We start from the raw sequence: 15,361 nt of genomic DNA on the forward strand, positions 1-15,361 counted from the left end.
CACAATCATTATAAGAGTGTAATTTGAGATAAGCACCAATTATCTTTCGTAGAGCGTCAAAGGAACATCGATCTTTTCTAATTATGGGTGTTACCTCATGTTGTCGCTTTAAAATCAATGAGTTCCCGAATAATTACCTAGAGGCTTTGTTGCTATGAAAGTAGTTGCTTTAGAGTTAATGGCAGCTCCCCTACGCCTAAGCGTTGTGCTGCCGTGAGCCCTTGCTTATCTTGGTAGCACAGATTGTGCCAAGCTCTAAATATGTCGAGCAATGGAAGAATGCCCCCAGGACGAAGCTTACGTCTGGGCTCATTAATAAAGCTATCAAATAACAACTGAAAGCGCTGTTGATAGAACTTAGTTTGTTGAATTGAGGCTGTGTTAAACCACTGTTTTGGTTCTGGATTGTTACCGGTTAGGTAGCAGATACCTTTCTGGTTATCACCCTGATTGGCAATAGCCCAGCGATCTCGCCACCAACTCATGTGAACGATGTCGATCTTTTCAAAACTTTGGTCGTCTTGCCAGCCTGAATCTTCTTCGACATACATGAGGTCAATATTTTGACTCTGAATGCGCGGCAAACATACACTTAAAGCGGCAGATCTTAGTAATGGATCTTGTGGCATATAGATGGCGACATGCTTGTCTTCGTTACACATATCCAACACATGTAAGAAGTGAGCATAAGAGGTATAAGGCGGTCGAATGAGAGCGCCTTTTGAAGGGTAACTAAATGTGGTGAGGTTACCCATAGGGTCCTCAACGTTACCTCTCGCAAGAATCACTTGGTACTGCTGTTCAATGCGCTCTTTTAGTTTGTCAGAGGGCTGAGGCAGTTCGAGATTTGCTTCTGAAGAGTGCTCTTTGGATACAAATCGTGCCACATCATCATAAGGGTTATGGTCGACGTTTCCTGATGGTTCTTCATTTTGAGAGTAGTTAACGTGTTGGCAAAGTATATAGCCAGAATGCGCCTCGCCCGTCGCTATCCACACCACACCGTTGTTACTTTGTGGTTGCAGACGCTGGTAGTGAGATGCGAACTCGTAATCTTTCGCATGGTTAACCCATCGTGCATCGATCATCGCTAATTTACGACGACAACGGCTCGCGATATGGTCAACATGATCATAGAAAGTCTTTGGGTTGATCTCTAATTTTCGGCAGATTTCACGTACGGAATAGCCCATGAACAGTAAGCCCATGAGGTTCTCTTGAAATTGGAGTTTTTTATTGGATCCAGACCATTTATCAACGAAGGTTGTTTGGCAGTCTTTGCATCGATAACGCTGCCTGTCGCCACTGTAGCCGAAGGCATGATAAAGATGTTTATGGGTATGAACCGATAAGCCGAAGTTATCGCAATCATCATTACGACAAGCAGGGAGCCCGTCGCTGTGAAGTTGTCTTAGGCGATGAAGTTCGCTTAACACTTCACGATTGTTAAGTAAGGGGGGGAAAGCTCCACATTCACGACAAACCATCGCTGGACGCTTAGGGTTCGCGTGTTGCAAAACATACCGTTTTGCATCGCTCAAGCCAAAGTTGTCACACGCCAATGTTTTACAAAAGTTGAGTTGCAAACCATCCGCATCTTTTGGCAGCTTGTCGTTAGACACGATCTCCCCCTCGGGATTATTTGAGCAGCCAAGCGAGCCTGGCTGCGGGGTAACGCTTTTCAATGTATCTTTTATCAAATCGTTAGATGTTGATTGCTGTCTCTAGAGCAACTTTCATCATGTCGTTGAAAGACTTTTGACGCTCTTCAGAACTTAGTTTTTCACCACGGATGATGTGGTCAGATACTGTTAGGATAGTTAGTGCTTTAGCACCAAGGTCTGCAGCAACGCCGTAGATACCAGCCGCTTCCATATCAACACCTAGGATGCCTAGCTTTTCCATTTTTTCGAAAAGGTCAGCTTCTGGAGTGTAGAAAAGGTCTGCAGAGAATACGTTACCAACTTTAACTGGAACTTCTTGTGCACGAGCTTGGTTTACTGCTTCTTCTAGAAGACCGAAATCAGCGATAGCAGCGAAGTCGTGGTTGTTGAAACGAATGCGGTTTACTTTTGAGTCAGTAGATGCACCCATGCCGATAACAACGTCCATTAGTTTAACGTCGTCACGTACCGCGCCACAGCTACCTACACGAATAACGTTTTTCACGCCGAACTCAGCGATTAGCTCGTGTACGTAGATGCAGCATGATGGGATACCCATACCGTGGCCCATTACAGAAACTTTCTTACCTTTGTAAGTGCCTGTGTAGCCAAACATGTTGCGAACGTCACAAACTTGCTTCACGTCATCAAGGAATGTTTCTGCAATGTATTTTGCGCGAAGCGGGTCGCCCGGCATAAGTACTGTTTCTGCGAAATCACCAGCTTGAGCATTAATATGAGGTGTAGCCATGGTCGTTCTCCAAAGTTTAAACGGTAATTATAGGAACAGGATTTAATCAATTACCGATTCTGTTGAATTGAATTCGTTTTGTTGAGGCAATATTAGCGAGTTAGAACGTGGCTCCATGAGACTTTAGTCACAAAATAGGTCTGCCATTATAGTTTTATTAATATTGATAACCAAATATGTTGAAAGCGTAAAGGCAATCGATTTTGTATGGGTAAATTGCAAGTGAATGAGAAGAAAAGGCTTACATATAAACTTGTTGCCTATTAGTTTCGAGACAACAATACGTTGTAGAGACGTTTGATCAGAGATAATCTAAACTTTGATAAAAGACAAACCAAGGATTTGTATGTCGTATTGCGTTAACTCGACGCCTTTGCAGTCAATGAAAACACGACTCCACAGGGCGGCGTCGCTTGTTGTAAGAACTACTTTGCTTGCCAGCGGGATAGCTTCATCGTGGGTGTCTGCTGCAACCTTTGAATTGCCACCAACGGAAAGCCGCATTGTGGGCAGAATCCAGCAGCATGAAGTGGCGGCGGGCGAAACCTTGGCCATCATTGCCAAGCAATACGATATTGGTTTTCTCTCTTTAATGGCAGCCAACAAAGGGGTGGATCCTTTTCTTCCCGCGGAAGGCTATGTGTTAAGCATTCCAAGCCGCTTGATTTTGCCTGACACCCCAAGAAAGGGGATTGTCATCAATCTTGCTGAGTTAAGGTTGTATTACTTTGAGCCTGAGAAAAATCAGGTGCATGTTTTCCCTGTCGGCATCGGTCGAGTGGGGCGTGATACTCCCGAGATGATCACCAAGATAAGCCAAAAAAGACCGAATCCAACATGGACGCCACCAAATTCAATCCGCAACGAGTATCTTGAAAAGGGCATTGAATTACCGAGAGTGGTTCCTGCCGGGCCGGAAAATCCATTGGGAGAGTACGCTTTGAGGCTTGCTTATGGCGCTGGCGACTATTTGATCCATGGTACAAACAAGGATTTCGGGATAGGTTTACGAGTTAGCTCTGGTTGTATCCGAATGGAACCTAAAGACATTGAGTGGCTGTTTGAGCAAGTGAACCGTGGTGAACAGGTCACCATTATCAATGAGCCGATTAAGGTGTCATTAGAGCCTGATAGAAGTGTGTTTGTAGAAGCGCACGAGCCATTAACTCGAAGTGATGGTTCAAAGAAATCATTACAGATCCCTGTGGAACTAAAATGGTGGCTTGAAGACGCAGAACTGCCAAATTCAAAGGCGAAAGCGGTTATCTTTGCTCAAAACGGCGTACCTGTAGAGATAGCACCACCTGTGATTGAGTTTTAATTCGATTGCCTCTTCTGCAACAAGGGGCGGTTTTATCTTGTTTACTCGCATTAGTGTCACCCAAAAAAAGCACCACATCCGATAAGAAGTGGTGCTGTCTATATACTGCTTTTTGCGACTTATTTAATCTACAGCTTAATCGCGATTAGATCTCAAACTACTTAGTGTAAGACTCAGCGATGTTGTCGATGCGTTCGTTAGCACGATCCGCTTCTTCTTTCGCTGCCATAGCGGCTGCTTCTGCTTCTTGAGCCTTCATTTCTGCGGCTGCTTTGTCACTCTTAAGTGCTTCAACTTCGCTTGTAAGTTGAGCCACTTGGTTAGTTAGTTGATCCATTTCTGACACTGCAGCTTCTTCTGGTTCTGAAGAACAACCGGCTAAAATGAAAACTGATGCTGCAGCTGCGATTAACGTCTTATTCATAAGAACTCCTTGCTTATTTATCATCAAAAGATGCGCTATACATTCTTTATCATATAGTCGCTTCATTAATGATTGTAGCGACTAATTTTTTAACTGCAAAAACAATAACTAAAGAAATTGCTAAATTTTTGAGTTAATTAGCTAAGTATCACGTTGTGTCTCATTTATGAGATGAAGGATTTAGAGACGACTTGAAGGTGTTTTTGGAGAGCTATCCCTTTGCTAGCAATGCATACGTTGTTCTAGCTAAAGATAGATAAAGGGATAAATTTACTGTGATCTCTATCCTTATAAAGTACTTTCGCGGTATCATGTCACGTTAAATTAATTTTATTCAATACCATCATGACTGGAGAGTCCTTTGCACTTTAAAGATTTAGGCTTAGATAACCGCTTACTGAAGAACTTAAAACATTACGACTTCAAGAAGGCGACAGAGATCCAATCAAAAGCGATCCCTGTTGCTATTGCTGGTAAGGATCTATTGGCTTCATCAAAAACGGGATCAGGAAAAACATTGGCGTTTGTGTTGCCAATGATACATAAAGCATTAAAAACAAAAGCGTTTTCTGCTAAAGATCCTCGTGGTGTAATTTTGGCTCCTACTCGTGAGCTAGCGAAGCAAGTTTACGGCGAACTGCGTAGCATGCTTGGTGGTCTGTCTTATGAAGCGGCGCTTATCTTAGGTGGTGAGAACTTTAACGACCAAGTTAAAGCACTGCGTAAGTACCCTCGTTTTATCGTTGCGACTCCAGGCCGTCTTGCTGACCACCTAGAACATCGTTCATTGTTCCTAGATGGTGTTGAAACGCTAATCCTTGATGAAGCGGACCGTATGCTTGATCTGGGTTTCGCTCCAGAACTTCGTCGCATTGCCAATGCAGCTAAACACCGTCGTCGTCAAACGTTGATGTTCTCTGCAACGTTAGATCACGCTGAAGTAAATGGCATTGCAAATGAAATGCTAGACGCACCTAAGCGTATCTCTGTTGGTGTTTCTAACGAGCAACACTTAGATATCACACAGAAATTCTACTTATGTGATCACCTAGATCACAAAGAAGCGATTTTAGACCGTGTACTGGAAGAAGCTGAATACCGTCAGGTAATGATCTTCACAGCAACACGCGCTGATACTGACCGTTTAACAGATAAGTTGAACGAGAAGAAGCTTAAAGCGGTAGCACTGAGTGGTAACCTAAACCAAACGCAACGTAATGCTATTATGAGCCAGTTCGAGCGTGCGGTTTACAAGATCTTGGTAACTACCGATGTTGCTTCACGTGGTATTGATATTCCAAACGTGAGCCACGTTATCAACTTTGATATGCCTAAGCATACGGAAGAGTACGTGCACCGTGTAGGTCGTACTGGCCGTGCGGGTAACAAAGGCGATGCGATTTCTTTGGTTGGTCCAAAAGACTGGGACAGCTTCAAGCGTGTTGAACTTTACCTTCAACAAGATTTGACCTTCTCTGTACTTGAAGGCCTAAAAGGTAAATTCAAAGGCATTAAGCCACGTAAACCTGCGTTTGCTAAAGGCGGTCCTGCTAAGAAGAAGACCAACACTCAAGCGAAGAAAACGCCGAAGAAACCAGTTAAGCGCGATAAGAGCTTCCACCAAAATGTGGCCGTGGGTGATACCGTGTTTATCCCTAAGAAGAAAGTCGCACCAAAAGTGGACGACGAGTAATCACCAGCCAGTTTTAAAGCGTTTGCTAGTAAAACTGACATAAATAAAAACCGCCAATATTAGGCGGTTTTTTTGTATCTCGACCTTGGCTCAGCCATTACTTTTCGATATTTAGTTAGAAATTGAACGTCGAGAACGAATACGCCAAGATGTGGTCGGCAATGTATTTATGAGTAGCTGTAGTTGGGTGTGTCACGCCCCAAAATACATAACTGTCTGAACCATAGGTGGCACAGTCATTGGTTAAGCTGTGGCTTCGCAAGTAGTCCGCGGCTGAGCTTCGATTGATATTAAGACAAGCATCACTCGCGTTTCGAAAGCCATGTTGTTCTGGGTTATCGGTAATGCTGGCGAACAACGCACTTGCATCGAACAACACCACGTTTTTCCCCATACCTTGGTAATACTCGGCTTGAGCTTTGATGAACTGGTTGAATTCTAAGATCTTGCCACGAACTTTTATTATCTCTTGTTCGGTAGAGTATTTGAATTGAGGGGCTTTGGTTGCATCGGGTAAGGTGAACAGCAGGATATTGTTCGCACCAGATTCTGTTAAGCGGATCAGCGCGCTGCTAAAGTCAGCCTTTACATCGGCGACTTCTCGGTTGTAATTCATGAAGTCATTGAGGCCAAACTCTAAAGTAAACAGTGAGTTTTCCGGACGATAGTTTTTGGCGACTTTCATGTAGGTCAGATAAGAGGTGACTTGATCATAAACACCAGTCAATGCCACGTATTGGTTGGTACCTGCGGCGCCACCCACAGCCCAGTTATACAGAGGGACATCTTTCGCTTTTGCTAAATACTCCGTCCAGACTAAACCATTCGAAAAGTGCCCTAAAAACCACGAATCTGCGTTCGGAAAAACCCATTGTGAGCCATTAAATAGATTACCAGTGTCGGACAGGCTATCACCAAAGGTGACAATACGATTGATGCTACTGGCTTGAAAAGCGTTGTCGTTGGTCCAGATTGAGTGGTTGTAAGAGAAGCGATTATCTGCGGCAAAGTAGGTGATGTCAGCGGCGTCATGTTGGATGTCGAGCGTCTGTTCGCAACGTTGTTTAATTTCCGATTGCGGGGCATCGCTGTAGAACATGTTTTTGAATGAAACGGAAGACCACCAATATCCGTTGATCGTGTAGTAATCACCATTCTCTTTCTTTGCCCACTTCCAGTCGGTGGCTGGGGAGTCATGAGAGGCATCGGTTCGATACCAACATCTAACATATGAATAGGTCTCTGAGCCTTGTGCACTGAGTACTTGTGCAGATGTAATCGATTCAGGTGTTGGTATTGAGTCTTCAGCGGCATAAGCGCCAAAAGGCAGGGCTAACGTGAGTATTAAAGCCGTATTTTTCATCACTGTATTCTCTTTTATATTTAGATGAGCCAAACAGAAACGCTGTTGCTTGATAAGTGGATAAGTGGATAAGTAAATAACTGGTACGACCTATATCTAAAGTCAATAATTAGCGTCAATACATTCAGGGTTGTGGTGTGTCGTTAATGGAATAAGCATCAAGTTATCAACGAGTTTTGGTTGAAAAACACCTGTTTCCAAACGGTTATTTGTCGAATAATTTTGGTTTATTGAGAATGTTGAATTGATATTTGAGTCGGGATATTGAAAGAACAATCTCATCAACATTAGTTAAATGTTAATTTAATCAATTGCTTATGTTTTTTTTCTCCTGATTCTGTTTGCCTGATGTTCATCGCACCTGTTTAATTCAAGTTCGCCATCACAAATATGAAGTCGTTACTTTCTGTTTTATAAAATCATCATCTACGGTTCTTTTACTCATCAGAGGTCTAATCTGTTTAAGGAAAGAGCATTGAAAAAGATATTAATTTGGACGATAGCCTGCCTATCCAGTTTTGGCGTATATGCCGGAACGAGCGCATCAGCATTAGAAGCCAGGGGATACACTGAAACGAAATACCCCATTATGTTGGTACATGGTCTGTTTGGTTTCGATACATTAGCGGGCGTTGACTATTTCTATGGCGTACCTGAATCCCTAACCAAAGATGGCGCGAACGTATATGTCGCTCAGGTCTCTGCAACCAACAGTTCAGAGGTCCGTGGTGAACAGTTACTCAGCCAAGTTGAAACGCTGTTAGCTGCAACAGGAGCAAGTAAGGTGAATCTGGTTGGTCATAGCCACGGTGGGCCTACGGCTCGTTATGTTGCGTCAGTTCGACCTGATCTTGTTGCTTCAGTGACCAGTATTGGCGGTGTACATAAAGGTTCTAAGGTCGCTGATCTCGTTCGAGGGAACGTATCTGAAGGCTCTGTCACAGAAGGTATCGCGGTTAAATTAGCAGGTGGATTAACGACACTGATTAACCTTTTATCTGGTGGATCGGATCTCGACCAAGACGGCCTCGCTTCTCTTGAAGCATTGACCACAGAAGGCTCGCTAGCCTTCAACCAGTTTTACCCTGAGGGCGTTCCGACGTCTGAGTGTGGCGATGGTGAGTGGCAAGCAAGTAACGGCGTTTATTACTATTCATGGACAGGGTCTTCCACTTTTACCAACCTTCTTGATCCTACCGACGGAGCGATGACAATCCTAGGCTTAGCCTTCAACGAACCTAATGATGGCTTAGTAGGAGCATGCAGCGCGCATTTGGGCAAAGTGATTGGTGATGATTACAAAATGAACCACCTAGATGAGATTAATGGGTTATTGGGAATTCACCACTTGTTTGAGACAGATCCTGTAACTCTATATCGTCAGCATGCCAATCGATTGAAGTTGGCTGGCTTGTAGTCTGCAAAGCCGTTTAACAAGAAAACAAGGGAAGTATGATGAAAAAGACCGCCATTTTGTCGATAATCACGATAGCCCTGATGAGCACAGCGGCGGTCTTTTTATATCTAAATAATCAAGATACACATACTGACGACGAACAACGCGTCTCCTCATTGAAAGTCACCTCTCAGCAAGATACCGACATCGATAACGCATCAGCAAAAGACATGATGGAATATTTCGTGTCAGGTAATACAGAATTAACCCTTGAAGATATTCGAGACAACGTGGCGAAACACCACGAACAAGCATCAACAACCGTGGTTGATGAAGCACTGTTTGCCAAATATCTTGAGTATAAGTCGGCACTGACATCGTTGGACGTGCAGTTCGGTACCACATCCATTTCCGCTGATGATCTACGTGCACTCAATCAAGCGCTCCTTGACCTCCAAGCTCAGTTTTTCAGTGAGAGCGAGATAAGTATTCTGTTTACGCACGACAACAGAATGAGAGAAATCGCCTTAGAAAAGTTACTTCTGAAACAGGAGGGATTAGAGGATGAAGAATACCAACAAAGACTCGAATCCTATCTATCTGAGCAACCTGATTATGTTCAGTCGAGTCACCAGAATCAGGTGTTACTCCAACAGCTCTCTAGCTCTGAAGGTCTCGATGAACAGGGTAAATACTTAAAGAGAAGCGAACTTGTCGGTGAAGAAGCAACCCAGAGACTTGAAGCACTTGATAAACAAAGAGCGGCCTTTGAAGACTCGTTAGAGGTCTACTTCGCAGAACGAAATGATGTCTTGAAAGATTCATTCCTATCAAAAACCGAACAACAAGAGAAGATTGCGCAACTTAGGACTGAACATTTCCTACCAGAACAGCTTAGAAGGGTAGAAGCGATTGAAAGAATTCGAGCGGCTGAATCTCGCCAGTAGTGTCTAAAAGCGAAAAACCAGCCATGATGGCTGGCTTTTTGTTTATCGGCGAGTTCTAAAGAGCATACAGCCTGAATCTGTTTGCCTTGAACTTCGTACCTTGAAGCCTATACCTTAAAGTAATCCAACTGCTGCTTCTGTTGTTCTGCTAGGTTAGAAAGCTCGTGGCTTGCTGCAGCGGCTTGAGTAATGCCGGTTACGTTTTGGCTTACTAAGCTGTAGATATTTGAGATATTACGGTTGATGTCTGAGGTTACTTGGCTTTGCTCTTCAGCGGCAGAGGCAACCTGAGTATTAATCTCAGTCATGTCCGTTACCGAGTTAGCAATGCCTGAAAGCGCCGCGCTTACTTCACCTGCAAGAGTTTGGTTGTGTTCCAGCATAGCCAGTGAGCTGCTCATGCTTTCATTCGCGTTACCGGATTGAACCTGCAAACCTTCTATGATGGTTTGGATCTCTTTGGTTGAATCTTGTGTACGTGCCGCTAGCATTCGAACTTCATCAGCAACCACTGCGAAACCACGACCGCTTTCACCCGCGCGAGCGGCTTCAATTGCTGCGTTAAGCGCCAACAGGTTAGTTTGTTCAGAGATACTTTGAATCACCTCAATCACTTTACCAATCTGTTCAGAGTGCTCTTTTAGCGTACCCACAACATTTGCAGCTTCGCTTAGCTGAATCGCCATCTGTTCGTTTGCTTTGTTGCTTTCATTAAACAAGCTCATGCTGTGTGTTGCCATTTCGTCAGCTTGCTTAGACGCTGAGTCAGCTTGTACTGCATTCTCATTAACGTGCGATGCAGTACTTTCAAGTTGGTTCACAGCAGAAGCGACTTGCTCCACCTCTTGCTTCTCTTGGTCTGAGTTAACGCTCGATTGTGTCATTACAGCCGCTAATTCTGTCGACGCAGAAGCCACTTCGATACTGATTCGAGACAGCGAGCTTACCGTGTCACGCAATTGTTCAACAGACTGGTTTACGTCTTGCGCTAGGCGTGAGATTTCGTTGTCGCCATACTCTTCTGCTTTAACCAACAAATTACCTTTTGCTACTTCTCGCATGGTTTCTTGAATGTTGCTGATCGGCTTAACAATGATGCCAGCCAGCGTCCAACTGATAATTAGTGCTACAGACAGGATCACCAACAGTGCAATGGTCGCAGTAGTCAGTGTGCTAGCGTGTTGCTGGCCGTTGATGTCGACTTCTTGAGTGGCAAGCAAGTTCAGCTTCTTAGACAGAGTGTTGATCGCTTGCACCATTTCGTTACCCGCGTGACGATATTGGTCGATTGCGATCTGATAGCGGTTATCAAAGTCAGAAGGTAGCGCTGCGCTGCCATGTTTTGCTCTTAATAGAGGAAGCATAGTGGTGCGAGAAAAGTCGACGTAGTGATTCATCGCTTTGCTCATTGCGGCCACTTCATCTTGCATGCCTGGCACTGTGTCTAATGAGTTCAGTAGGCGAGTATTTTGGTCGCGTTTTTGGTTTAGTGTTTCAACCAGTGTTTTTACGTCATCAGCATTGAATAGGCTGTAGATCGCTTTGATGCGCATGCCATAGCTGTTGTCGACGATTTCACTGAGTTCTTCTTTATGTAGGATGAGTTGATCGGTTGCTGTTGATACATCTTTAAAAGCGTTTTCCAGTTTGTCACCACCGATGATGACACCCGTCAAAAGTAATACGACAGAAAAGAGTACTGGAATGAGAATTTGTATTTTGATTGATAAGCCACTGAGAAGTTGGCGCATGTAATGTCCCTCTTTGAATAAATAAATGAGCAGAAGCAATTGTTATTATTGTAATTAGCAGGTGATTCTAACTTCTGAGAATGACAATTCAATCAGTAATGAATTCGATTTTGATATATGAGATAGATATTTGATAAATTTTGAATATTTATTGTACAAACAAGGCTTTAGCCATTTTTAATGTAGGGTTATTTGGCACAGAACCTTGTGTGGTATTAGGTAATAAAATAAAAGGGATGGCGAGATATTGAGCGGTTTAGCTTAAATAGGTTGGAATGAATTTTCGGTGCCTATGAGTGGGGCTAATTTATTACTTTAAGGCTATTTGGTAGGGGAGAAACAAGAAAATAAGTTGTAGTTGTCATATAGGCTTCAATTAAGTGAAACACAACTGTCACATTCGGATTCTAAAGTAGGCCTCGTTCAAGCAAAACATTACGGCAATAACGCCACTAAAGGAAATTTGTGATGAAAAAGACAGTTATCGGTGCAATCGCACTACTAGGCGCTCTAACAGTGAATACAGCTTCAGCTAAAGAAACTATCTCTGTAGTTGGCTCTAACAGTGCTTCTCCACTGGTTGAAGTTTTTGCAGAAACCTACATGAATAAAGGCGAACCAGTGTTCATCGAAATTCAAGCACCAGGTTCTTCTGCAGGCATCAAAGCAGCAAAAAATGGAAGTGCTGACCTTGGTATCTCTTCTCGTGACCTAAAAGAAGAAGAGAAAACAGCTGACCTGAAAGAGCTCGTTATCGCTCGTGACGGTATCGCAGTTGTTGTTAACCCGAACAACGAAGTATCTGCTCTTACAGCGGAGCAAATCACTTCAATCTACAAAGGCGACATCACTAACTGGAAAGATGTTGGCGGTGCTGACAAGCCAATCGTAGCAATCACTCGTGATACTGCATCAGGTACACGTGGTGCATTCGAAGACATCATGAAGCTTAAGAAGAAGATTGGCGATAAGAAAGTATCGGCTATCTCTCAACGTGCACAAGTTGCAAACGGTAACGGCGCACTTAAAGTTTCTGTAGCAAGCAACCCATACGCTATCGGCTTTATCTCTCTAGGTACAGTTGACGAATCTGTTCAAGCTCTAACTATCGACGGCGCTGCTGCGACTGTAGACAACGTTAAGAACGGTTCTTACAAAGTTGCTCGTCCATTCCTAGTTCTTTACAAAGCCGGCGCTCCAACAGCTGAAACTCAACAATTCCTAGATTGGATGGTTGCAGATGAAGCTCAAGCTATCGCTGGTAAGAAAGGCTACATCACAGTTAACTAATCTTAACTGACTCAATCTTAATTATTGCTCAGCCTGCTTTAGGCTGAGCCTTTTCTTTCAACTTTGTTTATTTCGAGCTCTTATTGAGCCACAAAGTTTGAGATTTTATATATGACCATCGCAAATAGTGAAAAGCTTATGAATACTGAAGCGACTCAAATCAACAAGCCAAGTCTACGTGCTAAGAAGCGCATCGACTGGAGAGAAAGAATCTTCCACGGCTTGTTCTTATCGAGTGCTGTAATCGGCATCGTATCACTAGCCGTTATCGCTTACTTTATCGTTGCAGAGAGTATCCCTGCATTCCAAGAGGCCGGTGTTTCTGGCATCGTTCTGGGTGTTGACTGGTTACCTCCAGCTCTATTCGGTGTTGCAACCATGATTGTTGCATCGATTGTTTCGACACTTGGAGCTGTAGTTGTTGGTGTGCCAGTTGGTGTATTAACCGCTATTTTTATTGCTGAGATTGCTCCAAAGCGTCTTGCAGATATTATTCGACCAGCAGTTGAGCTTCTAGCGGGTATCCCGTCGGTAGTTTACGGCTTCTTCGGTCTAGTAATTATCGTTCCAATGATTCAAAACGTTTTCCAAGTACCAGCGGGTAACACTATCCTGGCGGGTATCATTGTTCTGGGTATCATGATTCTTCCTACCGTTATCACGGTTTCTGAAACTTCGATTCGTGCGGTACCTCGTACATACAAAGAAGGTTCACTTGCACTGGGTGCTTCGAAAATCTACACGATTTTTAAGCTACTCGTTCCTGCTGCACGTTCAGGCATTATGACTGGTGTGATTTTGGGTATCGGCCGCGCACTTGGCGAAACGATGGCAATCATCATGGTTATGGGTAACGCGCCAGCAATGCCAGAAGGCATTTTGGACTCTGCTCGTACGCTAACAGCAAACATTGCAATTGAAATGTCTTACGCAAGTGGCGTTCACGCTAACGCACTGTACGCAACAGGTGTTGTACTTCTAGTGTTCATCATGATGTTAAATGGTGCTCTACTTTATCTTAACCGTGAAAAAGCGAAGTAGGCGAGGATAAGTAATATGGATCGCGTAAAACTAAAACAAGCACGTCAAACCAAAGATAACATCCTAAAAGGTTTTATCTGGGCAGCTGCAGCTGTAACCGTTGGTTTCTTATTCTGGATTATTTGGTACATCCTATCGAACGGTCTGCAATACGTAGATTGGAACTTCATCACTGACGATTACACTCGTACTGGTGAAGAACGTGGTATTTTCCCAATGATCATTGCCACGATCTACATGGTAATCGCATCGATTGCGGTAGCCGCGCCACTGGGCATCATGACGGCGATATACCTAACTGAATATGCGAAAGTAGGTAGCCGATTGGTGAAAGTGATTCGATTCTGTACTGAGTCGTTAGCTGGTATCCCATCGATCATCTTTGGTCTGTTCGGTATGACCTTCTTTGTTTCGATTCTTGGTCTTGGCTTCTCGATTCTGTCGGGTGCACTAACGCTAAGTATCCTGATTCTTCCTGTAATCATTCGTACTACAGAAGAAGCATTGATGGCAGTGCCACAAACTTACCGCGAAGGCTCATACGGCCTTGGCGCTTCAAAAATCTACACTATCTGGCGTTTGATCTTACCAAGCGCAATGCCAGGTATCTTAACTTCGGTCATTCTTAGTATTGGTCGTGTAATTGGCGAATCAGCACCTGTATTTTTAACAGCAGGTATGGTGGCACGTGTTCCTGAGTCGGTATTCGATTCTGGCCGTACACTAACGGTTCACCTATATAAGCTGACAACAGAGCTATTTACTATCGATGAGTGGAACCAAGCCTACGGCACGGCGACAGTCCTAATCGTACTGGTTCTCTTGATCAACATGGTTACAAAACTGATTGCGAGACGCTTCAACACGGCAACTTACTAAGCTCATTAGCTGGCTCATAAATAAAGCGAGCCCCCGTGATAAAGAAAGCATCAAGTTAGACACGAATTTAAGAATTTAGAGATTACGAACATGAATAAATTTGATATTGAGAACCTAGATCTGTTTTACGGCGACAACCAAGCGCTTAAATCTATCAACCTGCCAATTCCAACTCGCCAGGTTACTGCTCTGATTGGCCCGTCTGGCTGTGGTAAATCAACACTATTGCGTTGTTTGAACCGCATGAATGACCTAATTGAAGGCGTTACGATTAAGGGTAAGCTGGATATGGATGGCACTGACATCTACGGTAATATCGATGTCGCTGACCTACGTATCCGCGTAGGCATGGTATTCCAAAAGCCAAACCCGTTCCCAATGAGCATCTACGAGAACGTGGCATACGGCCTACGTGCTCAAGGTATCAAAGACAAAAAACACATCGATGAAGTGGTTGAGCGCTCGCTACGCAGTGCTGCACTGTGGGATGAAGTAAAAGACCGTCTTAAAGCGCATGCATTTGGTCTGTCTGGTGGTCAACAACAGCGTCTATGTATCGCACGTACCATTGCAATGGAACCAGATGTAATCCTGATGGATGAACCAACATCGGCTCTAGACCCAATCGCGACACACAAGATTGAAGAATTGATGGAAGATCTGAAGAAAGACTTCACTATCGTTATCGTAACGCACTCAATGCAGCAAGCGCGTCGTATCTCAGACCGCACGGCTTTCTTCCTAATGGGAGAGCTTGTAGAGCATAACGAAACCAGCGTTATCTTCAGTGAACCAAAAGATGATCGTACTAAAGGTTACGTAAACGGTGACTTCGGTTAAT

The 15,361-nt window shown here is 43.9% G+C and carries 13 protein-coding genes; 8 read left to right on the forward strand and 5 right to left on the reverse strand.

The window, feature by feature from the left end:
• Positions 1-152: 152 nt before the first annotated feature.
• Positions 153-1,622, reverse strand: a complete 1,470-nt coding sequence (locus AB4482_RS06030; protein WP_017061879.1) for a lactate dehydrogenase — start codon at positions 1,620-1,622, stop codon at positions 153-155.
• A gap of 82 nt (positions 1,623-1,704) precedes the next feature.
• Positions 1,705-2,415: a purine-nucleoside phosphorylase gene (deoD, locus tag AB4482_RS06035; protein ID WP_017061880.1), complete on the reverse strand. Its 711-nt coding sequence runs from the start codon at positions 2,413-2,415 to the stop codon at positions 1,705-1,707.
• Positions 2,416-2,761: 346 nt separating this feature from the next.
• On the opposite strand from deoD, the gene AB4482_RS06040 reads away from it, so the two are divergent.
• Complete coding sequence (locus tag AB4482_RS06040; protein ID WP_029235199.1) at positions 2,762-3,736, forward strand: L,D-transpeptidase family protein; 975 nt, start codon at positions 2,762-2,764, stop codon at positions 3,734-3,736.
• 157 nt (positions 3,737-3,893) lie between these two features.
• Here the strand turns inward: AB4482_RS06040 and AB4482_RS06045 are convergent, their stop codons facing one another.
• Positions 3,894-4,160 (reverse strand): Lpp/OprI family alanine-zipper lipoprotein, encoded by a 267-nt coding sequence (locus AB4482_RS06045; RefSeq protein WP_017061882.1) that lies wholly within the window; start codon positions 4,158-4,160, stop codon positions 3,894-3,896.
• Between the two features lie 361 nt (positions 4,161-4,521).
• Here AB4482_RS06045 and AB4482_RS06050 point away from each other — a divergent pair, with 361 nt between their 5' ends.
• On the forward strand, positions 4,522-5,853 hold the full coding sequence (locus tag AB4482_RS06050) for a DEAD/DEAH box helicase (protein ID WP_017061883.1): 1,332 nt from the start codon (positions 4,522-4,524) through the stop codon (positions 5,851-5,853).
• A 115-nt stretch (positions 5,854-5,968) separates the two neighbouring features.
• On the opposite strand, the gene AB4482_RS06055 is transcribed toward AB4482_RS06050, so the two are convergent.
• Positions 5,969-7,216, reverse strand: a complete 1,248-nt coding sequence (locus AB4482_RS06055) for an SGNH/GDSL hydrolase family protein (RefSeq protein WP_372074510.1) — start codon at positions 7,214-7,216, stop codon at positions 5,969-5,971.
• A gap of 475 nt (positions 7,217-7,691) precedes the next feature.
• On the opposite strand from AB4482_RS06055, the gene AB4482_RS06060 reads away from it, so the two are divergent.
• Together AB4482_RS06060 and AB4482_RS06065 are read left to right on the forward strand one after the other, a co-directional pair.
• A complete protein-coding gene (locus AB4482_RS06060; protein WP_372125133.1) occupies positions 7,692-8,633 on the forward strand; it encodes a lipase family alpha/beta hydrolase in 942 nt (313 codons plus the stop codon).
• Between the two features lie 38 nt (positions 8,634-8,671).
• Positions 8,672-9,559: a lipase secretion chaperone gene (locus AB4482_RS06065; RefSeq protein WP_372074472.1), complete on the forward strand. Its 888-nt coding sequence runs from the start codon at positions 8,672-8,674 to the stop codon at positions 9,557-9,559.
• A 107-nt stretch (positions 9,560-9,666) separates the two neighbouring features.
• On the opposite strand, the gene AB4482_RS06070 is transcribed toward AB4482_RS06065, so the two are convergent.
• On the reverse strand, positions 9,667-11,310 hold the full coding sequence (locus tag AB4482_RS06070) for a methyl-accepting chemotaxis protein (protein ID WP_372131760.1): 1,644 nt from the start codon (positions 11,308-11,310) through the stop codon (positions 9,667-9,669).
• A gap of 468 nt (positions 11,311-11,778) precedes the next feature.
• On the opposite strand from AB4482_RS06070, the gene AB4482_RS06075 reads away from it, so the two are divergent.
• From AB4482_RS06075 to pstB, 4 genes are all read left to right on the forward strand, one after another.
• Positions 11,779-12,600 carry a phosphate ABC transporter substrate-binding protein gene (locus AB4482_RS06075; RefSeq protein ID WP_017064254.1) on the forward strand — a complete coding sequence of 274 codons (822 nt, stop codon included), beginning with the start codon at positions 11,779-11,781 and terminating at the stop codon, positions 12,598-12,600.
• A 111-nt stretch (positions 12,601-12,711) separates the two neighbouring features.
• Positions 12,712-13,641 (forward strand): phosphate ABC transporter permease subunit PstC, encoded by a 930-nt coding sequence (gene pstC, locus AB4482_RS06080; RefSeq protein ID WP_017064255.1) that lies wholly within the window; start codon positions 12,712-12,714, stop codon positions 13,639-13,641.
• A gap of 15 nt (positions 13,642-13,656) precedes the next feature.
• Complete coding sequence (pstA, locus tag AB4482_RS06085; protein ID WP_017064256.1) at positions 13,657-14,520, forward strand: phosphate ABC transporter permease PstA; 864 nt, start codon at positions 13,657-13,659, stop codon at positions 14,518-14,520.
• A gap of 90 nt (positions 14,521-14,610) precedes the next feature.
• Positions 14,611-15,360, forward strand: coding sequence for a phosphate ABC transporter ATP-binding protein PstB (gene pstB / locus AB4482_RS06090; protein WP_004737715.1), 750 nt, complete (start codon positions 14,611-14,613; stop codon positions 15,358-15,360).
• Position 15,361 lies beyond the last annotated feature (1 nt).

It is taken from the genome of Vibrio sp. 10N.222.55.C7 (genome assembly GCF_041473335.1).
In the GTDB taxonomy this organism is placed as follows: Bacteria; Pseudomonadota; Gammaproteobacteria; order Enterobacterales; family Vibrionaceae; genus Vibrio; species Vibrio crassostreae_C.